Genomic DNA, 19,053 nt, shown 5'->3' on the forward strand with positions numbered 1-19,053 from the left:
GGTGGTGCAGCGCCGTCACGGCACCCCCCCCGCCGCGGGGACGCCGCCGCCGCGGCACCCCGGTGCGCGGCGGCGGCGTCGGCCCCACTGTGGTCCGCGGCGCGGACGGGGGCAAAGGTTGCGGCGGGTTGCAGACCTTTGCCGCGTTCCCGTGATCCCGGTGAGCTCGGTGACCGGGGTGCCTTGAACGTTTCTGCGTTCCCCGCGAGCCCCGCCTTCCCGCGTTCCCCGCCCTTCCTGCGGTTTCTGGTTTTCCCGCGTTTTCCGCGGGGGAAGCCCCCGTACCCGCTCTCCGGGCGGCACCATGAGGGAAGCCACCCTTCCGCCGGTGCCGCGGCACCGGCCGCTCCGTGACGGAGACCGCACCGTGGACCACACATCGCAGCAGACGGCCCGGACCGCGCCCCGGACCACCGGGACGGGGCGGGGCAGCACCCGCGAGGCCGTCCGCCACCTCAACCGGCTGCGGGACGCGGCGCTGGCCGGGGACCGTCCGCCGTCCGCCGTCCACCCGCTCATCGGCGAGTCCTGGGCGCGGATGCTGCGGCTCGGCCTCGACCCCGACCGGGGCGCGCCGGCCGGGCTGCTGCCGCTGGAGGAGGTGGAGCGCCGCCGCCGGGCGAGCCCGCTGGCCACGGTGTTGCCGACGCTCCGCGAGGGGCTGGTCTCGGTGGCGGACGCGGCGCTGCACATCATGGTGGTCACCGACGCCGACGGCCGGGTGCTGTGGCGGGACGGCAGCGCGCGGGTGCGGCGCGACGCGGACCGCGTCGGGCTGGAACCGGGCGCGAGCTGGGCGGAGGAGGCGGTGGGCACCAACGGCATCGGCACCGCGCTGGTCACCGGCCGCCCGCTGCGGGTGCACTCGGCCGAGCACTTCGTCCGCGGCCACCACCACTGGACCTGCGCCGCGGCCCCGCTGCGGGACCCGCGCACCGGGCGGCTGCTGGGCGTGGTGGACGTCAGCGGGCCCGCGGCCGGGGTGCATCCGGCGACCTCCCGGCTCGTCGTCTCCGTGGCCAGGCTGGCGGAGAGCGAACTGCGCGAGCGCCACCTGGAGTCCGTGGAACGGCTGAGGGCGATCGCCGCCCCGATCCTCTGCCGGCTCGGCGGCCGGGCGCTGGCCGTCGACCGCGACGGCTGGACGGCCGCCGTCACCGGGATGCCCTCACCGGGGCGGCTGACGCTGCCGGAGCACTTCGGCGCCGGCCGCCGCCGGCTGCCCGGCCTGGGCCCGTGCGCCGTGGACCCGCTCCCGGAGGGCTGGCTGGTCCGGCTGGAACCGGACGACGGCGGCGCGGCGGGCGCCGGGCCCGCGGCCCCGGCCACCGGCCTGGTGCTGGACCTGCGGCGGCCGGGGCGGCCCACCGCCGCCGTCACCGGCGGCGCCGGCGGCTGGACCCAGCCGCTCAGCCCGCGCCACGCCGAACTGCTGTACGCGCTGGCCCGCCGGCCCGCGGGGCGCACCGCTGCCCAGCTCGCCGCCGACCTCTTCGGTGACCCCGGCCGGACGGTGACGGTACGGGCGGAACTCTCCCGGCTGCGGCGCACGCTCGGCGGGGTGCTGGAGCACCGCCCGTACCGCTTCGCCGAGGGTGTGGAGGTACGGCTGCTCGTCCCGGACGAGCCCGGCGAGTTGCTGCCGCGCTCGACGGCACCGCTGATCAGGGCGGTACGCGCGGGGCGGGCGGACGGGCAGGGCAGGGGGGCGGCCCCGGCCGGGGAACGAGCCGTCCGCGAGACGGCCCGCCGGGCGGACGGTCCCCGGAACCCCGGGGACGGCGCTCACCGGGACGCGTGATGGGATGGCCTCCCGGGTGGGCACCGGGCCGTGGCCGTCCCCGAGGTGCGGCGGCAGCTGTCCCGCACCGGCCGGGACACGGCCGGGAAGCCCGCCGAGGCGTGAGAGCCCTCGCGGCCCACACCCCCCTCGCGGCCCACGCGGCCCACGGAGCCCACGCGGCCCACGCAGCCCGGGAACACCCAGGGAGGAAACGGAACCGGCATGAGCGAGACCCCCGTGACCCCCGTGACCCCCGTGACCACCTGGTATCTGGAGCAGACCTCGCCGGCCGACCTCGCGCCGGCCGGAGCGCCGCCGGGCGCCCCGCGTGTCGAGCGGGCCGAGGTGCCCTCCCCGGAGTTCAGCCGCTTCCTCTACACGGCGGTCGGCGGTGACGTGTCCTGGACCGACCGCCTCGGCTGGCCGTACGCCCGCTGGCAGGAGGTGCTGGAGCGGCCCGGCACGGAGAGCTGGGTGGCGTACGAGCGGGGGACACCGGCGGGCTTCGTCGAACTGGCCCCGAACACGGACGGCGAGGACAGCGCGGTGGAGATCGTCTACTTCGGGCTGATCCCGGCGTTCCGGGGCCGGGGCCTCGGTGGCCATCTGCTGAGCCTGGGCACGGCACGCGCCTGGGACCTGGCCACGCGCTGGCCCGGGCGCCCGCCGACGTCCCGGGTGTGGGTGCACACCTGTAGCAAGGACGGGCCGTACGCGCTGGACAACTACCGGCGGCGGGGCTTCCGGGTCCACGACACCCGTACCGCGGTGGAGGCACCGGTGGCCTCCCCCGGTCCGTGGCCGGGCGCCCGCTGACCTCGTATCTCCCTCGCGCCTCGCCCGCACCTCGCCGTGGTGCCGGCCGGGCGCGCTCCGGCGGCGGGACCGGGGCGGCCCACCCCGCCGAAAGGATCCGGCCACCCACCGCACCCCACCCGTCCGGCCGGCGCTGTGATCCGCGGCACACACGTCTCACCCAGTGGAATAATGATGTCCACGATCCGGACGACAATGGACTGCTGTCCGAACGGCGTGGCACGCTCTTGGGCATGTCTGAAGCTGGAATCGCCTTGGTGAGTCGGCGCCATGTCGACCTCTGCCGCATGTCCAGCGCCATCTGTCCCGCGGGCTGACAGTCCCAGCACCACCGCGCCCCGCACCGCCCCCTCCCCGGGGGCCGTGCCCACCCCGACCCCGCAGCGCCGCGGGACGCGCCGCGCCGCGAAGGGTCCGCTTCCGGCGAATCGCAGGTCAGCAGGGGTGTGATCCGACCCCCTCCGACGCTCCCGGCTCACCGCGGAAGATCCCGTTCGCCGGAACAGCCCGAGAAGCCCGAGAAGGACACCACTTCCATGGCCGTCACGCCCGACCGCACCAGGACCGCTCCGAACCGCCGCAAGACCGGCCGCCACCGCGGCGAGGGCCAGTGGGGCGTGGGCCACCACACCCCGCTCAACGGCAACGAGCAGTTCAAGAAGGACGACGACGGTCTCAATGTGCGGACACGCATTGAGACGATCTACTCCAAGGCCGGTTTCGACTCCATCGACCCCAACGATCTCCGGGGCCGCATGCGCTGGTGGGGCCTCTACACCCAGCGCCGTCCCGGGATCGACGGCGGCAAGACCGCCGTCCTGGAACCGGAGGAGCTGGAGGACCGGTACTTCATGATGCGGGTGCGCGTCGACGGCGGCCGGCTGACCACGGCCCAGCTCCGCGCCATCGGCGAGGTCTCGCGCGACTACGCGCGCTCCACCGCCGACATCACCGACCGGCAGAACATCCAGCTCCACTGGGTGCGCATCGAGGACGTCCCCGCGATCTGGGAGCGCCTGGAGGCCGTCGGGCTGTCCACCACCGAGGCCTGCGGCGACTGCCCGCGCGTGATCATCGGCTCCCCCGTGGCGGGGATCGCGGCCGACGAGATCATCGACGGCACCCCGGCGGTGGAGGAGATCCACCGCCGCTACATCGGCAGCAAGGAATTCTCCAACCTGCCCCGCAAGTTCAAGACGGCGGTCTCCGGCTCCCCCGTGCAGGACGTCGTCCACGAGATCAACGACATCGCGTTCGTCGGCGTCGTCCACCCCGAGCACGGCCCCGGCTTCGACCTGTGGGTCGGCGGCGGGCTCTCCACCAACCCGAAGCTCGCCCAGCGCCTCGGCGTCTGGGTGCCGCTGGAGGACGTCCCCGAGGTGTGGGCCGGGGTCACCGGCATCTTCCGCGACTTCGGCTACCGCCGCCTGCGCAACCGCGCCCGGCTGAAGTTCCTCGTCGCCGACTGGGGCACGGAGAAGTTCCGCCAGGTCCTGGAGGACGACTACCTCGGCCGGAGGCTCACCGACGGGCCTCCCCCGGCGGAGCCCGTCACCCGCTGGCGGGACCACGTGGGCGTCCACCGGCAGCGGGACGGCCGCTACTACGTCGGCTTCGCGCCGCGGGTCGGCCGCGTCGACGGGGACACCCTCGTCCGCCTCGCCGACCTGGCGGCCGCCCACGGCTCGGACCGGCTCAACACCACGGTCGAGCAGAAGATGATCATCCTCGACGTGGCCGAGGAGCAGGTGGACCCGCTCGTCGCCGGGCTGGAGGAGCTGGGCTTCCAGGTCCGCCCCTCGACGTTCCGGCGCGGCACGATGGCCTGCACCGGCATCGAGTACTGCAAGCTCGCCATCGTCGAGACCAAGGCGCGCGGTGCCTCCCTCATCGAGGAGCTGGAGGCCCGGCTGCCGGACTTCGCCGAGCCGCTCACCATCAACGTCAACGGCTGCCCCAACGCCTGCGCCCGCATCCAGACCGCCGACATCGGCCTCAAGGGCCAGCTCGTCCTGGACGGCGACGGCAACCAGGTCGAGGGCTACCAGGTGCACCTGGGCGGCTCCCTCGGCTTCGACGCCGGCTTCGGCCGCAAGGTGCGCGGGCTGAAGGTCACCGCCGACGAACTCCCCGACTACGTCGAGCGCGTGCTGCGCCGCTTCGAGAAGCAGCGCGAGGAGGGCGAGCCGTTCGCCGTCTGGGCGGCGCGCGCCGAGGCGGAGGACCTGTCATGAGCGGGCGCGCGGCACCGTTCCACTGCCCCTACTGCGGGGACGAGGACCTGCGCCCCTCCGAGGAGGGGCACGGCGCCTGGGAGTGCGGCTCCTGCGCACGTGCCTTCCGGCTGTCCTTCCTCGGCCTGCTGTCCCGGGCCGCCTCCGGCCGGGGCGGCGTGGGCGACACCGCCGGGCCGGGCACCCCGCGGGACACCGGCACGCGGTCCGCCACCACCACGAAGGGGGAGACCCGCCCATGACCACCGCACCGTCCGCCCGCACCACGGAGGAACTGCGCGCCCTGGCCGAGGAAGGGGCACGCGAGTTCGAGGGAGCCGGCCCTGAGGAGGTGCTGCGCTGGGCCGCCGACACCTTCGGCGACAGCTTCTGCGTCACCTCGTCCATGGAGGACGCCGTCGTGGCCCACCTCGCGTCCCGGGTCCGGCCCGGTGTCGACGTGGTGTTCCTCGACACCGGCTACCACTTCCCGGAGACCATCGGCACCCGGGACGCCGTGGCGGCCGTCATGGACGTCAACCTGATCAGCCTCACCCCGCGGCAGACCGTCGCCGAGCAGGACGCCGAGTACGGCCCGCGGCTCCACGAGCGTGATCCGGACCTGTGCTGCGCCCTGCGGAAGGTCGCCCCGCTGGAGGAGGGCCTGGCCCGCTACGACGCCTGGGGCACCGGGCTCCGCCGCGACAACGGCCCCACCCGGGCCGCCACCCCGGTCGTCGGCTGGGACGAACGGCGGCAGAAGGTGAAGATCTCCCCCATCGCCACCTGGACGCAGGCCGATGTGGACGCCTACGCCGCCGAGCACGGAGTGCTCACCAACCCGCTGCTGAGCGACGGCTACCCCTCGATCGGCTGCGCCCCCTGCACCCGCCGGGTGAAGCCCGGCGAGGACGTCCGGGCCGGCCGCTGGGCCGGGAGCGGCAAGACCGAGTGCGGGCTGCACACCTGATGACCACCCGATCCGAGACCGTCCCGCGGACCCCGGCGCCCCAGCGGCCCGGGCGTCGCGCCGAGGAGAAGGGTTGACCGTGACTTCCGCGACCACCGTGACGTCCCCGACCACCACGACGGGCGGCCCCGCCGGAGCGGCCCGCCGCACCGGCGGCCCCTTCGCGCTGTCCCACCTGGACGCGCTGGAGTCGGAGGCCGTGCACATCTTCCGCGAGGTGGGGGGTGAGTTCGAGCGGCCGGTGATCCTGTTCTCCGGCGGCAAGGACTCCATCGTCATGCTCCACCTGGCGCTGAAGGCCTTCGCGCCCGCGCCGGTGCCGTTCTCCCTGCTGCACGTGGACACCGGCCACAACTTCCCCGAGGTGCTGGAGTTCCGCGACCGCACGGCCGCCCGGCACGGCCTCCGCCTCCACGTCGCCTCCGTCCAGGAGTTCATCGACGCGGGCACCCTGCGCGAGCGCCCCGACGGCACGCGCAACCCGCTCCAGACGGTCCCCCTGCTCGACGCCATCGAGACCCACCGCTTCGACGCCGTGTTCGGCGGCGGCCGGCGGGACGAGGAGAAGGCCCGCGCCAAGGAGCGGGTGTTCTCCCTGCGTGACGAGTTCGGCGGCTGGGACCCGCGCCGCCAGCGCCCCGAGCTGTGGCAGCTCTACAACGGCCGCCACTCCCCCGGCGAGCACGTCCGCGTCTTCCCGCTCTCCAACTGGACCGAGCTGGACGTCTGGCAGTACATCGCCCGGGAGCGGATCGAGCTGCCGGCCATCTACTACGCCCACGAGCGCGAGGTCTTCTCCCGCAACGGCATGTGGCTGGCGCCGGGCGAGTGGGGCGGGCCGAAGGAGGGCGAGCCGGTGGAGCGGCGCCGGGTGCGCTACCGCACCGTCGGCGACATGTCCTGCACGGGAGCCGTGGACTCCGGCGCCGGCACCATCGAGGCCGTCATCGCCGAGATCGCCGCCTCCCGGCTCACCGAGCGGGGAGCGACCCGGGCCGACGACAAGCTCTCCGAGGCCGCCATGGAGGACCGTAAGCGCGAGGGGTACTTCTAGGAATGAGCAGCACCGACACCGACCCCGCCGGCCCGGCCGGCCTCCCGGACGGTGGGGACGCCACGCTGCTGCGGTTCGCCACCGCGGGCAGCGTGGACGACGGCAAGTCGACCCTGGTGGGCCGGCTCCTGCACGACTCCAAGTCCGTGCTGGCCGACCAGCTGGAGGCCGTCGAACACGCCTCCCGCAGCCGGGGCAAGGAGGCGCCGGACCTGGCGCTGCTGACGGACGGCCTGCGCGCCGAGCGTGAGCAGGGCATCACCATCGACGTGGCGTACCGCTACTTCGCGACCCCGCGCCGCCGGTTCATCCTCGCCGACACCCCGGGCCATGTGCAGTACACGCGGAACATGGTCACCGGGGCGTCCACCGCCGAGCTGGCCGTGGTGCTGGTCGACGCGCGCAACGGCGTGGTCGAGCAGACCCGGCGGCACGCGGCGGTGGCCGCGCTGCTGCGGGTGCCGCACGTCGTCCTCGCCGTCAACAAGATGGACCTCGCCGGCTACCAGGAGTCCGTCTTCGCGGCGATCGCCGAGGAGTTCACGGCCTTCGCGGCCGCCCTGGGCGTCCCGGAGATCACCGCCATCCCGATCTCGGCGCTGGCCGGGGACAACGTGGTGACGCCCTCGGCGACGATGGACTGGTACGGCGGGCCGACCGTCCTGGAACACCTGGAGACGGTGCCGGTCACCACCGACCCCGCGGGTGAGCCGGTGCGCTTCCCCGTGCAGTACGTGATCCGGCCGCAGACCGCCGACCACCCCGACTACCGGGGATACGCCGGGCAGCTGGCGTCGGGTGTGCTGCGGGTGGGCGACCCGGTCACCGTGCTGCCCTCGGGCCGCACCTCCACGGTCGCGGCGATCGACGCGCTGGGGGAACCCGCGGAGGCCGCCTGGGCGCCGCAGTCCGTCACCGTCCTCCTCGACGACGACCTCGACATCTCCCGCGGCGACATGATCGTCACCACGGCGACGGCCCCGGACGTCACCCGGGACGTCGAGGCCACCGTCTGCCATCTGCACGACCGTCCGCTGACGGTGGGGGCCCGGGTGCTGCTCAAGCACACGACCCGCACGGTCAAGGCGATCGTGAAGGACATCCCCTCCCGGCTCTCCCTCGCGGAGTCCGGCGGGGACGGCGGCCCCGCGCGCCACCCGGCGCCGGGCGAGCTGGGCGCCAACGACATCGGCCGGGTCGTGCTCCGCACCTCCGAACCCCTCGCGCTCGACCCCTACGCGGTGTCGCGGCGCACGGGATCGTTTCTGCTGATCGACCCGGCCGACGGCACGACGCTGACGGCCGGCATGTCCGGCGACGCCTTCCCCGACGCGGCCCCGGGCCCCGACGGGAACAACGGGAACGGCCCGGGCGGCGAGCACGACGGCGACGGCTGGGACTTCTGAGCATGAGGGACGAGGCAGAGCGCCGGGGGGCCGGTGTGCCGGGGGCCAAGGAGGCCGGGAGCGGTGACCCCGGCTCCGGGGGCCCCGGGACCGGCGCCGGCTCCCGGGGCGCCGGGAGCCGCGGCGCCGGTTCCACCGCGCCGGGGACGGGACGCGCCGGGCGGCCGGGCCGTGCGGCGCGCCGCGCCGCGCCCGCGGCCGGCACCGGCGCGCCGTTCCCCGGGCCCACCCCGGTGACCGGCACACCCGCCATCGGCGCGTCCGTCACCCGCGTGCCGCTCGCCGGGACCGCGCCGTCCGACGGTCCCACCCTGGTGATCGTCGCCCACGGCAGCCGCGACCCGCGCCACGCGGCAACCGTCACGGCGCTCACCGAGCGGGTCCGGGCACTCCGCCCCGCCCTCCGCGTGGAGACCGCCTACCTGGACTTCTGCACCCCGGGCGTGGAGGGGCTGCTCACCCGGCTGCACACGGAGGGCGTCCGTGCGGTGGTCGTCCTCCCCCTGCTGCTGACGCGGGCCTTCCACGCCACGTCGGACCTCCCGGGCGTCCTGCGGGAGGTCCGCGCCCGGCTGCCGCGCCTGGCCGTGACCCAGGCGGGCGTGCTCGGCCCCTCACCGCTCCTCATGGCGACCCTGGAGGAACGGCTGTCCGAAGCGGGGGTGCGCCCGGGCGACCGCGCCTCCACCGGCGTGGTGCTGGCCTCGGCCGGCTCCTCCGATCCGGAGGCGATCGCGGTGATCGCAGCAATCGCGCGGGAGTGGCGGCGCACCGGCTGGTGCGCCGTGCGGCCCGCGTTCGCCTCCGCCGCGCCACCCGGCACGGCGGACGCCGTCCGCGCCCTGCGCGCGGAGGGCGCCCGCCGGGTGGCGGTGGCCCCCTACGTCCTCGCCCCCGGCCGGCTGCCCGACCGCATCGCGGCGGGGGCCCGGGAGGCGGGCGCGGACGTCCTCGCGGAGGTCCTCGGCGCCGACGAGCGGCTGGCCACCCTGGTGCTGACCCGCTACGACGAGGCCCGCCGGGCGGGGCACCGGGACGGGCACCCGGAGGGACACGGGCCGCTCGGAGCGCTCAGCGCCTGACCGGGGCCCGGCGCCCGCTCCCGGACCCGAGCCGCCGAGGCACCCGTGCCGCGGGCGCCACGCCGGGCCGGCCGCCGGTCCGGAGCGTCACCCGGCGCGCCCCGGACCGCTCCCACCCCGGACCGACCCGGGCCGGGGGACGCACGGCCCGTTCACCGGTCAGCCGCCGTGGGCCCCGCCCCGTCCTCGCCGCCCGCCGGGGCGCCGGTCGCGGCCCGGGCGAAACGCCGGGCCAGGCGCGCGAAGGCGTCCCGGAGTTCGGCCGGGGCGGCGGCCTCGATGTCGCCGTCGAACTGCCCGATGACGGAGGCCAGTCCGGGCCAGGACCAGGCGGTCAGGACCAGTCGGCAGCGGTCCGGCCCGAGTTCCTCGACGAGGCCCTCGCCCGCGTAGGCGGACACCACGGGCGCGGGCAGACGGAGGATCACCTCACCCCGGCACAGCCGCGCGCCGAAGCCGCCGGTGCCCTGGAAGCGGTCGGCGACGAAGGCGGCCACGTCCCCGCCGGGCAGGGCGCGCGGGGTGAAGCGGGGGCCGGTCGGGGTGCGCGGGGTGATCCGGTCGACGCGGAAGGTGCGCCAGTCCTCCCGGTCCAGGTCCCAGGCGACCAGGTACCAGCGCCCGCCCCAGGTCACGAGGTGGTGGGGTTCGGCGCGGCGCGGCCGGGGCTCCCCCGTCCCGCCGCCGCTGTCCCCCGGCGGGGGGACGGGGACATGGCCGAAGCGCAGCACCTCCCGGTCCCGGACGGCCGCGCTGATCGCCACCAGGACCCGCGGGTCGGCCCGCGGCCGCGCGGCGTCCGGGACGCGTTCGACGGCCGTGATCCGCAGGGCGTCAACGCGGTGGCGCAGCCGCGCGGGCATGACCTGCCGGACGGTGTTCAGCGCGCGCGCCGCCGCCTCCTCGATCCCGGCCCCGCTGACGGGCGCCGTCCGCAGCGCCACGGCGAGGGCGACGGCCTGCTCGTCGTCGAAGAGCAGCGGCGGCAGCCGCGGGCCGGGGTCGAGCCGGTAGCCGCCGTCGGGGCCCTTGACGGCCGTCACCGGATAGCCGAGTCCGCGCAGCCGGTCGACGTCGCGGCGCACGGTACGCGGGCTGACCTCCAGCCGCTCGGCCAGCGCGCGCCCCGGCCACTCGGGGCGCGCCTGGAGCAGGGAGAGCAACAGCAGCAGTCGGGCGGAGGTCTTCGGCACGGCTCCATCCTGCCGCCCTCGCCGGGAGAAGCGGACAGAATCCGGCCGCTACCCCTGCGAGGGTCCCTCCGTACGTCCGCGGATCGCCGGGCCCGGCGGTCCCGCACCGACCCGAACGACCGAAGGACCGGATCGCCGTGACCCCTGTGACCCCAGTGACCTCTGTGACCTCGACGGCCCACGCCACCACCCCGGACGGGCCCCGCCCCGCCCTGGACCCCGAACGGGCCGATCTGCTCGCCGAACTCGCGATCGCGCGGTCGGCCCTGACGCACACCCTGCGCGGGCTCTCCGACGAGCAGGCCGCCGCGCGTCCGGCCGTCGGCGAGCTGTGCCTGGGCGGCCTCGTCAAGCATGTCGCCGCCACCGAGGAGTCCTGGCTGCGCTTCGTCCTGGAAGGCTCGCCGGCGTTCCGCTACGACCTGCCCGAGGGGGTCACCTGGGACGAGATCATGAACGGCACCGCGCGCGAACTGCCGCGCTGGATGACCGACCGCGTGGCGGAGTTCCGGATGGCCCCGGACGAGACGGTGGCCGGGGTGATCCGGCGCTACGAGGAGGTCGCCGCGCGAACCGGCCGGATCGTCGCCACCGTTCCCGGCCTCTCGGCCACGCACCCGCTGCCGGCGGCGCCCTGGCACGAGCCGGGCGCGAAGTGGAGCGTCCGGCGCGTGCTGCTGCACGTCATCGCCGAGACCGCCCAGCATGCCGGGCACGCCGACATCCTGCGCGAGTCGATCGACGGACGGACCTCGACCTGAGGCGGGGGCGGCGCGCCGGGCCGGCGGGGACCGTGTCCCGCCTCGGACGGGGCGGGTGTCACCACCCGCCGGCCAGCCGGCGCGCCGCGGCCGGGGCGCCGTCGGTGCGGATCCGGTCCGCCAGGTCCCGGGCTTCCGCGACGGTGCGCGGACCGAGCGCGTCGCGCAGCGCCGCGGTGAGGGAGCCGGCCGCCGGGCGCCCGGCCGGGAGGGCGCCGCCGGCGCCGAGCGCGGTGACGCGCCCGGCGAAGTAGAACTGGTCGAACAGCTGGGGGAGGACCACCTGGGGCACGCCGGCCGCGGCGGCCGTCGTGGTGGTGCCCGCGCCGCCGTGGTGGACGACCGCGGCGACCCGGCGGAACAGCGCCTGCTGGTTCACCTCGCCGATCTCCAGGCAGCCGGGCGCCGCCCCGCCGAGGGAGAGCCCGGCCCAGCCGCGGGCGAGGATCGCGCGGCGGCCCACCGCCCGGGCCGCCGCGATCATCGTGTCGGCGATGCCCACGGGGGCGCGGACGCTGCCGAACCCGAAGTGGACCGGTGGGTCGCCGGCGTCGAGGAACCGTTCCACCTCGGGAGGGAGCGGCCGGTCGTCCACCAGGGTCCACGCGCCGGTCTGGAAGACCTCCGGCACGGACGGTCCGGGCCACGGGGCCAGGACCGGGTCGGCGGCCAGCCACGGGGAGCCGGAGACGAGGTGCCGGCTCACGTCGTCCACCGGGGCGAGGCCGAGAGCCGAGCGCTGTGCGTTGAGCGCCGCGCCGAACAGGCGGTTCCAGCGCCGCGCGTCCCGGGACCACAGGTCCCGGTTGCCCGCCGCCCCGTCCGCCGGTTCCTCCTCCGGCAGGTCGAACATGGGCGGCGGCGCGTGGTGCGGCGAGGGCAGGGTGACGGGGGCGAACGCGACGTGGACGTAACGGACGCCCCGCCGCTCGGCCACCGACCGGGCGGCGAGGGCCATCGGGCCACCTCCGACGATCACGTCACACCCCTCGGCCGCCGCGCCCACCGCCTCGAACTGGTCGGCGACCATGCCGTGGATCATGCGCTGCCGCAGGCCGGGCGGGGGCGGGACCGCCGCGGCCGGTGTCGCCGTGCCCCGCAGCTCCGGCCCGGCCGGGACCCAGGGGATGCCCAGCGCCTCCCCCCACTCCTGGAAGTCGGGCGGCGCGCAGATCACCGCCTCCTGGCCCAGCTCCCGCAACCGCAGGGCGAGGGCCACCAGCGGCTGCACCTCGCCCCGCGTACCGGTCGTGGACAACAGCGCCCGCATCCCGCCCCTTTTCCCTTTTTCGGCATTTTCGGCATTTTCCCCGGTGTCCCGTCCCCCGCCGTGCCCGGCGGCACGGAGGGCATCCTCTCGCGGGCGGGCAGGGCCCCCGAAGCGGCCCTCGGACCGGCGGCGCGGAGGGGGACGGGAGGACGGCGCGCGGCCCGGCGCCCCCGGGTCAGTCCGCCGCGCCGGCCGCGAAGGAGGCGGCGGCCGCCGCGACGAGGCGGGCGATCTCCGCCTCGGTGGCCGCCTGTTCGACGCCGAGGGCGGTGAGCGGGCCCGAGCCGTCCTCGGCGTCGAGCAGGGCCAGCAGGATGTGCTCGGTGCCGATGTAGTTGTGGCCGAGCCGGAGCGCCTGCCGGTAGGTCAGCTCCAGCACCTTGCGGGCGTCGGCGTCGAAGGGGATGAGGTCGGGCACCTCGCCGGCCGCCGGCGGCAGGCCGCCGGTGACCGCCTGCCGCACGGCGTCCGGCTCGACGCCCTGCGCGGTGATCGCCAGCACCCCGATACCGCGCCCCTCGGCGAGCAGGCCGAGAAGAAGGTGCCCGGGGCCGATGGTGGCGTTGCCGGCCGCCCGGGCCTCCTCCTGCGAGGCCGCCACGACGTTCTTCGCCCGCGGGGTGAACCGGCTGAATCCCTGGCCGGGGTCGAGGTCCTGGCCCTCTCCCTTGGCGACGAAGCGCTTCTGGGCCGCCTGCCGGGTCACGCCCATGCTGCGGCCGATGTCCGTCCAGGAGGCGCCGGAGCGGCGGGCCTGGTCCACGAAGTGGCCGATCAGATGGTCGGCCACATCCCCGAGATGGTCCGCCGCGACGACCGCGCCGGAGAGCTGTTCCAGCACGTCGGCGTGCGATTTCTTGATGGCCTCGATCAGGTCGTCCAGCCGGACGGGATGCGTCATGCGTACGGGTTCCGTCATGAGGCAACCTTAGGTTGACACTTCGGCGACCGTCAACCCGAGGTTGACACTCGGAGGTGATTCGTCGCCCCGCCGCTCACCCCGCGCCGCCGCCTCCGCGTCACTCCTCGGCCAGCGCCAGCAGCTTGGTGACGGTGCCCCAGTTGCGCGTGGTCGCCTCGACACCGAGCTTGCGCCGGTCCAGGAGCGGGGTCAGACGGCTGCGCCCCAGGCCGTCCGGGAAGCGGCCGTACAGCTCCCGGCCGCCGTCGGCCACGCGGTACTCGTCGGGGGCGTAGAGGGCGGGATCCACCGCGTCGAGGCGGTCCGGGTCGGCCCGGCCGGACAGGAACGTGACGGTGTGTCGCGCCGGCTCCGCACCGGCGTCCGGGAAGGGATTGGCGGCCACGACCGCGCGCAGCTCCCCGGCGGTACGGACCACCACCACGACCGGGAAGCCGAACCACTCGGCGAGCGCCCGCTCCACCTCGGCCGCGAGGCGGCCCGGGTCGCGGTGGTCCGGGGCCGTGAAGACGGCGTTGCCGCTCTGCAGCAGCGTGCGGACGCGCCCGTACCCCAGCCCGGTCAGCACCGCCCGGAGGTCCGCCATCGGGACCTTCCGCGCGCCACCCACGTTGATGCCCCGCAGCAGGGCCGCGTATGTCGTCACCATGGCCGGAACGCTACGGGACGGGGCGGCCGTGGGGCCGCCGCTCGGGGAACCGGGCGGTGCGGTCCGGCCGGCGCGGCGCCGGGACCCGGCCCGCCCCCCGGCCGCCGGAACGGAAGGCGGGAGGACGGGCAGGAGGGAACGGGGCACGGCGACGCGCCACCCCCTCCGCCGTGGAGGGAGCGGCGCGTCACTCCGCCGCGCGGACCGTCAGCCCACGGTCGACGCCCGGCGGGGCCCCGGAACGGCCGCCGGGGCGCCGTCCCCGGGGGTGGCCAGGGCCTCCGCGGCCGCCGCCGCCTCGTCGAAGGAGGCGATGGTACGGGTGAAGTCCCGGGTGGAGAGCAGCAGTTTGTAGATGATGGCCAGCTCGAACACGAGCAGCAGGGCTGCGGCGCCGATGGTCACCGCGGCGACCGCGCCCGCGGCCGGCGCGATGATGAAGACGGCCATCTGGAACTCGATCCCGCTGACCAGGTGGGTGCGGATGCGGTGGCGCAGCAGCAGGTTGCGGAACCGGCCGTACCAGGGGAAGCGGCTCTTGAACTCCTGGTGGAGGTCGATGACCGGGCCCTCGGGCCGGTCGGCGGGGACGGCGGCCGTCTCCTCGCCCTCCCGCGCCTCGGGGGCCGGGCCGTCGTCGGCGCGCGTCCGGTCCTCGTGGTCGAAGTCGGCCTCCGGGTTCTCCCGCAGCAGGTCCTCCATGAAGGAGACGCGCCGGTCGTCGTCGGCCCGCCGGGCGGCGCGCGCCCGGGCCTTGATCTGCTTCCGCATCCCGTGCCGGATCTTGAAGATCTGGAGGGCGTCGACGTAACGCAGCATGTCGAGGAAGACCACGGTGAGGGCGAGCCACAGGAAGACGACGTCACCGGTGCGGGAGTACTGGCCGCCCATCAGGGCTATCGCGCAGGCGAGCACGCGCACGCGGTCGAACACGTAGTCCAGCCAGGCGCCGAAGACGGTGCCCGTGCCGGTGAGCCGGGCCAGCTTCCCGTCCATGCAGTCCAGGATGAAGCTGAGGTGGTAGAGCAGGGCCCCCAGCACCAGCCAGCCCCAGCTCCCGGCGGCGAAACAGGCCGCGGCGCCGAGCCCGAGCACGAGCGCGGACCAGGTGATCTGGTTCGGGGTGATCCGGGTCCACATGGCGGTCCACCGCACCAGCGGGGTGGCCACGGGGTCGACCAGCAGCACCGTCCACCACGCGTCGCGCTTCTTCTCGGTGGTGCGACGCACCTCCGCCAGCGGTGGAATGTTTCTGCGCATGGCCAACTCTCCGGTGTGGGTGGGTGGTTCACCTCACGTTAAGGAGGACTTCGCCAGAAGTACAAGCTATGCGCCGTACAACCTTTACCTACGGGTACGGGTCCTCTTGGGTGTCACTGTCCATGCATGTGACAGGTTCGGCGCACTTGCGGCCCGGCGGTGAGCGGCACCTTGGGAGATGCCGTCAGGCCGGTGCCGGTTCCCGGGAGACGGTCACGTTCTCGGCACGCGGCCGTCGCACGGCCCTCGCGGTGCCGCCCGGCGGGCCGTCCCGGCGGGCGCCGGAGCGCTCTCCCGGGCCCGCGGCACGGCGCGCTTCCGCGGACGTGACGTAGCCCACCCCACCGTGGCGCGAAGCCTCCGGACGGCGGGACCGCCCGCGAGGTGTCCACGAGGCGGCGGCCGTCCCCTCCCGGCCCTCCCCCCGCCCGCCGGCCGGGGCCCGGGGTCCGGTGGACCGGCCGGGCTGGGAGAATGTCCGCGGCAGACGGGCAGTGACGAGGCGGAGCGGCGGAGGCGACGGTGACGGACCCGGCACGGCGGACGGGAGCCGCGGTGGTGTTCAGCGAGCGCCGCGCCCGCGAGGTGCTGGCGGCGGCCGGGCATCCGGGGGCCGCGGCGGACGGCCCGCTGCTGGCGTTCGGGGAGAACGCCGTCCTGGCGCTGGGGGACGACGGCCCGGTGGTCAAGATCGGCCGCAGCGCGGAACTGCTGGACCGGGCCCGCCGTGAACTCCGCGTCGCCCGCTGGCTCGCGGACCAGGGGGTGCCCACCGTGCGGCCCGCGGAGCCGGAGGCCCGGCTGGTCGACGGTCACCCGGTGACGTTCTGGTACCGGCTGCCGGAGGCCGTCCGCCCGCCCCGAGCCGCCGATCTCGCCACCCTGCTGACGGCGGTGCACGCGCTGCCCGACCCGCCGTTCCCCCTCCCCCGCCGCGACCTCCTCGGCGGCGTCGAACGCTGGCTGCGGCTGGCCGGGGACGCGATCGACCCCGCCGACGCCGCCTTCCTCCGGGAGCGGCGCGACCACTTCGCCGGGGCGGTGGCCGGGCTGCGGCCCCGGCGGGCGCCCGGCCCCATCCACGGTGACGCGCTCCCCCGCAACGTCCACATCGGCCCCGGCGGCCCCGTCCTGGCGGACCTGGAGACCTTCTCCCACGACCTGCGTGAGCACGACCTGGTGGTCATGGCGCTCTCCCTGGACCGTTACGGGCTCCCGCCCCAGGAGTACGCGGCCTTCACCCGGGGCTACGGCTGGGACGTCCGCGAGTGGGAGGGGTGCGCCCTGCTGCGCGGTGCCCGGGAGACGGCGAGCTGCGCGTGGGTCGCCCAGCAGGCGCCGGGCAATCCGGCCGCGCTGGCGGAGTTCCGCCGCCGTGTGGGCTCCCTGCGCGACGGCGACACCGAGGTGCGCTGGCACCCCTTCTGACCGCCGGACGGGCACCCCGCTCCGCCCTCCCGTCCCCGCCTCCCGGGCCCGTCAGGGCGGCCGGCGGCCGCCCGGCAGGGCACCGGCCCGGGGCGGAACCACCGCCCCCGTCCCTCGCGGCTCCCGGCGCTGTCAGTACCCGGCGGCATGATCTGCGGCGTCGGAAGTCAGCGGCCGGTTCACCCGGCGGACGAAGAGGAAACGATGCGGAACTTGATCCAGTTCGAGCGGTTGCGGGAGGACGAGCCCCTGCTGTCGCCGTCCGGCCGCTACAAGCTGTGCTACGACGGGGAGGGCGTCGCGATCGTCCTGGACACGCACACGGGCGGGGCCGTGTGGCGGGCGGGCGAGGAGGGGCGGCCCGTGGCCGGAGACCTGCTGCTCGGGGACCGGGACGCGGTGCAGGTCGAGGCACCCGGCGAACTCCGCACGGTCTGGCGTTCGCCGATCGCGGCGGAGGGGGCCCGCTCACTGATCCTCACCGACACCGGTGACCTGGAGCTGCTCAACGGCGACGGAGCCCGGATCTACACCTCCCGGAGCGGCCCGGTGGAGCCACGCCCGCTGCGGAACTCCGCGCCCGTGGCCGCGATCACGGCTGACACCTTCCTCGTGCGGGAGACGGCCAAGTGGCGCCGGACCGTCACCCGCGAGCAGGACGGTCCGCTGCGCCTGAGCAGGCACCACAAGAGCAGTGGGCTGATCTCCTACCTCCCGGCACCGCTGGTCCGCTGGATGGAGCAGGAGGGGACGGTCCTCACCTGGCGGATGCTGCCGGACGACGGCCGGCCCGGGCCGCGGGCGCGGACGCTCTGCCTGGAGGACTCCGACGGCACGGTGCTCTGGGCCGAGGGATCGTGGGAACAGGGCGCCGACCTGCCCCCGGCCGAGCCGCACGGGCATGCCGGTCCGGAACTCGGTGCCGGCGGGCGGCTGCGCAACCAGTCCCTGACCTCCGCCTCCGGCGCGCACACCCTCACCCACCGGTTCGACGGCAATCTGGTGCTGTACTGCGACGCGACCCTGCGCGTGGTGTGGTCGGCCGGCACCGACTGGGCCGGGCCCGGCTGGACCGAGCTGACCGGCGACGGCGAGCTGACCGTGCGGAACGTGTGGGGCGCCGCGGTGTGGAGCTCCGGCACCGCCGGCGCGGGCGGCAGCCGGCTCGTGGTCCGCGACGACGGCCGGGTGGCGTTGCTGGACGCCGGCGGCACGGAGGTCTGGGCGATCGACGCCCACACGTCCTGCGCGGAGGCGGGCCCGGCCGTCGCGCGCGGTTCGGTGCTCCGCCGGGGGCAGACCCTGCTGCGCCGGTCCCTCACCTCCGCCGACGGCTCCACGGTGCTCGGGCACCGCGACGAGCACCGGCTGGCGCTCATCGCCGACGACGGGACGTGGATCTGGTGGACGTACCTGGGTGACGCCGAGGGGGCGGCGCTGTGCCTGGATGAGGACGGCATGCTGAGGATCCGGGGTGCGGACGGCGCCGTGGTGCGGGAGGAGGCCGGCCCGGCGGACGAACTGCGGGTGGAGCCGGGAGAGATCCTGCTGTGCCGGGCGGACGGGGCGGTGGTCTGGCGCAACGGCGAGCCCGTTGACGAACCCGAGCCCGCGCCCGCGGTCCCGCCGTCCCGGGACGGGAGCGGGGGAGCCGGGCCCGAGCTGCCGGAGCCGGAGACGGCGCCCGAGGAGGACTTCACCGCGTGGCTGGAACCCCTGACGGGCGACCTCACCTACTGCGTGACCGTCATCCATGACACGGCACCGGGCGAGGCGCTCCGCCGTCTGGGCGCCGAACCCGGGCAGATCACCGCCGGGACGTGGGACGAGCTGCTGACGCGGGGCGAGGCCGAGGACAGCGGGGACGACGACCTCCTGGTGGCGGCCTTCGCGCTCGGCCCGCACACCCTGCTCGTGGAGGACAACGGACGGGCCGGGGTCGTCCACGCCGAGCTGTCCCGGGGGACCTTCGCCGTGGCCTTGTACGAGGCGTTCAGCGGGGCGACGACCTTCCGGGTGTTCCGCGACGGTGAGGTGGTGGCCGACCACTCCGAGAACGGTGGCGCCGAGCCGACCATCCCCGAGGTGCGGGCGGCGCTCGCCGCGATGGGCGCCGACGACGCGCAGGACGCCGCCTTCGAGGACGGTCTGGAACTGCTGTGCCGGACGGCCGGGGTGCGCCCGACGGTGGCGGACGTGACGGGCACCGCCCTGGGGGCGATCATCCCCATGCCGTGACGGGCCCG

At 75.8% G+C, this 19,053-nt stretch carries 17 protein-coding genes; 12 read left to right on the forward strand and 5 right to left on the reverse strand.

The window, feature by feature from the left end; translation table 11 throughout:
• Positions 1 to 304 precede the first annotated feature (304 nt).
• The 9 genes from HCK00_RS10890 to HCK00_RS10925 all read left to right on the forward strand — a co-directional run bounded on the left by HCK00_RS10890 (position 305) and on the right by HCK00_RS10925 (position 9,324).
• Positions 305 to 1,801: a helix-turn-helix domain-containing protein gene (locus HCK00_RS10890; RefSeq protein WP_168101650.1), complete on the forward strand. Its 1,497-nt coding sequence runs from the start codon at positions 305 to 307 to the stop codon at positions 1,799 to 1,801.
• Positions 1,802 to 2,005: 204 nt separating this feature from the next.
• A complete protein-coding gene (locus HCK00_RS10895; protein ID WP_168101651.1) occupies positions 2,006 to 2,599 on the forward strand; it encodes a GNAT family N-acetyltransferase in 594 nt (197 codons plus the stop codon).
• 233 nt (positions 2,600 to 2,832) lie between these two features.
• Positions 2,833 to 2,916 (forward strand): putative leader peptide, encoded by an 84-nt coding sequence (locus tag HCK00_RS28450; RefSeq protein WP_311133484.1) that lies wholly within the window; start codon positions 2,833 to 2,835, stop codon positions 2,914 to 2,916.
• A 219-nt stretch (positions 2,917 to 3,135) separates the two neighbouring features.
• Entirely contained in the window at positions 3,136 to 4,833 is a 1,698-nt protein-coding gene (locus HCK00_RS10900) for a nitrite/sulfite reductase (RefSeq protein ID WP_168101652.1), read from the forward strand.
• On the forward strand, positions 4,830 to 5,075 hold the full coding sequence (locus HCK00_RS10905; protein WP_168101646.1) for a hypothetical protein: 246 nt from the start codon (positions 4,830 to 4,832) through the stop codon (positions 5,073 to 5,075). The genes HCK00_RS10900 and HCK00_RS10905 overlap by 4 nt, the downstream gene beginning before the upstream one ends.
• Positions 5,072 to 5,782: a phosphoadenylyl-sulfate reductase gene (locus tag HCK00_RS10910; RefSeq protein WP_168101653.1), complete on the forward strand. Its 711-nt coding sequence runs from the start codon at positions 5,072 to 5,074 to the stop codon at positions 5,780 to 5,782. Before HCK00_RS10905 ends, HCK00_RS10910 begins: the two co-directional genes overlap by 4 nt.
• A gap of 97 nt (positions 5,783 to 5,879) precedes the next feature.
• On the forward strand, positions 5,880 to 6,836 hold the full coding sequence (gene cysD / locus HCK00_RS10915) for a sulfate adenylyltransferase subunit CysD (protein WP_168101889.1): 957 nt from the start codon (positions 5,880 to 5,882) through the stop codon (positions 6,834 to 6,836).
• A 2-nt stretch (positions 6,837 to 6,838) separates the two neighbouring features.
• Positions 6,839 to 8,242: a sulfate adenylyltransferase subunit 1 gene (locus HCK00_RS10920; RefSeq protein ID WP_168101654.1), complete on the forward strand. Its 1,404-nt coding sequence runs from the start codon at positions 6,839 to 6,841 to the stop codon at positions 8,240 to 8,242.
• A gap of 272 nt (positions 8,243 to 8,514) precedes the next feature.
• Positions 8,515 to 9,324, forward strand: a complete 810-nt coding sequence (locus tag HCK00_RS10925; protein WP_311765281.1) for a sirohydrochlorin chelatase — start codon at positions 8,515 to 8,517, stop codon at positions 9,322 to 9,324.
• 152 nt (positions 9,325 to 9,476) lie between these two features.
• On the opposite strand, the gene HCK00_RS10930 is transcribed toward HCK00_RS10925, so the two are convergent.
• Positions 9,477 to 10,517 carry a helix-turn-helix transcriptional regulator gene (locus HCK00_RS10930; protein WP_168101656.1) on the reverse strand — a complete coding sequence of 347 codons (1,041 nt, stop codon included), beginning with the start codon at positions 10,515 to 10,517 and terminating at the stop codon, positions 9,477 to 9,479.
• 155 nt (positions 10,518 to 10,672) lie between these two features.
• Here HCK00_RS10930 and HCK00_RS10935 point away from each other — a divergent pair, with 155 nt between their 5' ends.
• Positions 10,673 to 11,278, forward strand: a complete 606-nt coding sequence (locus tag HCK00_RS10935) for a DinB family protein (protein WP_375781948.1) — start codon at positions 10,673 to 10,675, stop codon at positions 11,276 to 11,278.
• 58 nt (positions 11,279 to 11,336) lie between these two features.
• Here HCK00_RS10935 and HCK00_RS10940 read toward each other — a convergent pair whose 3' ends face one another.
• The 4 genes from HCK00_RS10940 to HCK00_RS10955 all read right to left on the reverse strand — a co-directional run bounded on the left by HCK00_RS10940 (position 11,337) and on the right by HCK00_RS10955 (position 15,379).
• Positions 11,337 to 12,548 (reverse strand): glycosyltransferase, encoded by a 1,212-nt coding sequence (locus HCK00_RS10940; RefSeq protein ID WP_168101657.1) that lies wholly within the window; start codon positions 12,546 to 12,548, stop codon positions 11,337 to 11,339.
• Between the two features lie 175 nt (positions 12,549 to 12,723).
• Entirely contained in the window at positions 12,724 to 13,467 is a 744-nt protein-coding gene (locus tag HCK00_RS10945; RefSeq protein WP_168101658.1) for a Clp protease N-terminal domain-containing protein, read from the reverse strand.
• A 100-nt stretch (positions 13,468 to 13,567) separates the two neighbouring features.
• Positions 13,568 to 14,119 (reverse strand): DUF1697 domain-containing protein, encoded by a 552-nt coding sequence (locus HCK00_RS10950; RefSeq protein WP_168101659.1) that lies wholly within the window; start codon positions 14,117 to 14,119, stop codon positions 13,568 to 13,570.
• Positions 14,120 to 14,326: 207 nt separating this feature from the next.
• Positions 14,327 to 15,379 carry a CDP-alcohol phosphatidyltransferase family protein gene (locus HCK00_RS10955; protein WP_168101660.1) on the reverse strand — a complete coding sequence of 351 codons (1,053 nt, stop codon included), beginning with the start codon at positions 15,377 to 15,379 and terminating at the stop codon, positions 14,327 to 14,329.
• Positions 15,380 to 15,901: 522 nt separating this feature from the next.
• Between HCK00_RS10955 and HCK00_RS10960 the strand changes: the two genes are divergently transcribed.
• Together HCK00_RS10960 and HCK00_RS10965 are read left to right on the forward strand one after the other, a co-directional pair.
• Complete coding sequence (locus HCK00_RS10960) at positions 15,902 to 16,807, forward strand: phosphotransferase enzyme family protein (RefSeq protein ID WP_311765259.1); 906 nt, start codon at positions 15,902 to 15,904, stop codon at positions 16,805 to 16,807.
• A gap of 204 nt (positions 16,808 to 17,011) precedes the next feature.
• Positions 17,012 to 19,045, forward strand: a complete 2,034-nt coding sequence (locus HCK00_RS10965) for a DUF6461 domain-containing protein (RefSeq protein WP_240965476.1) — start codon at positions 17,012 to 17,014, stop codon at positions 19,043 to 19,045.
• Positions 19,046 to 19,053 lie beyond the last annotated feature (8 nt).

The organism is Streptomyces zingiberis (assembly GCF_012034935.1).
GTDB lineage: Bacteria > Actinomycetota > Actinomycetes > Streptomycetales > Streptomycetaceae > Streptomyces > Streptomyces zingiberis.

Bases quoted from the DNA above. Each gene is read 5' to 3' on its own strand.
- HCK00_RS10945 (WP_168101658.1), bottom strand. From the start codon at position 13,467: ATGACGGAACCCGTACGCATGACGCATCCCGTCCGGCTGGACGACCTG.
- HCK00_RS10920 (WP_168101654.1), top strand. From the start codon at position 6,839: ATGAGCAGCACCGACACCGACCCCGCCGGCCCGGCCGGCCTCCCGGAC.
- HCK00_RS10910 (WP_168101653.1), top strand. From the start codon at position 5,072: ATGACCACCGCACCGTCCGCCCGCACCACGGAGGAACTGCGCGCCCTG.
- HCK00_RS10900 (WP_168101652.1), top strand. From the start codon at position 3,136: ATGGCCGTCACGCCCGACCGCACCAGGACCGCTCCGAACCGCCGCAAG.
- HCK00_RS10895 (WP_168101651.1), top strand. From the start codon at position 2,006: ATGAGCGAGACCCCCGTGACCCCCGTGACCCCCGTGACCACCTGGTAT.
- HCK00_RS10950 (WP_168101659.1), bottom strand. From the start codon at position 14,119: ATGGTGACGACATACGCGGCCCTGCTGCGGGGCATCAACGTGGGTGGC.
- HCK00_RS10955 (WP_168101660.1), bottom strand. From the start codon at position 15,379: ATGCGCAGAAACATTCCACCGCTGGCGGAGGTGCGTCGCACCACCGAG.
- HCK00_RS28450 (WP_311133484.1), top strand. From the start codon at position 2,833: ATGTCTGAAGCTGGAATCGCCTTGGTGAGTCGGCGCCATGTCGACCTC.
- HCK00_RS10940 (WP_168101657.1), bottom strand. From the start codon at position 12,548: ATGCGGGCGCTGTTGTCCACGACCGGTACGCGGGGCGAGGTGCAGCCG.
- HCK00_RS10905 (WP_168101646.1), top strand. From the start codon at position 4,830: ATGAGCGGGCGCGCGGCACCGTTCCACTGCCCCTACTGCGGGGACGAG.
- HCK00_RS10890 (WP_168101650.1), top strand. From the start codon at position 305: ATGAGGGAAGCCACCCTTCCGCCGGTGCCGCGGCACCGGCCGCTCCGT.
- HCK00_RS10965 (WP_240965476.1), top strand. From the start codon at position 17,012: ATGCGGAACTTGATCCAGTTCGAGCGGTTGCGGGAGGACGAGCCCCTG.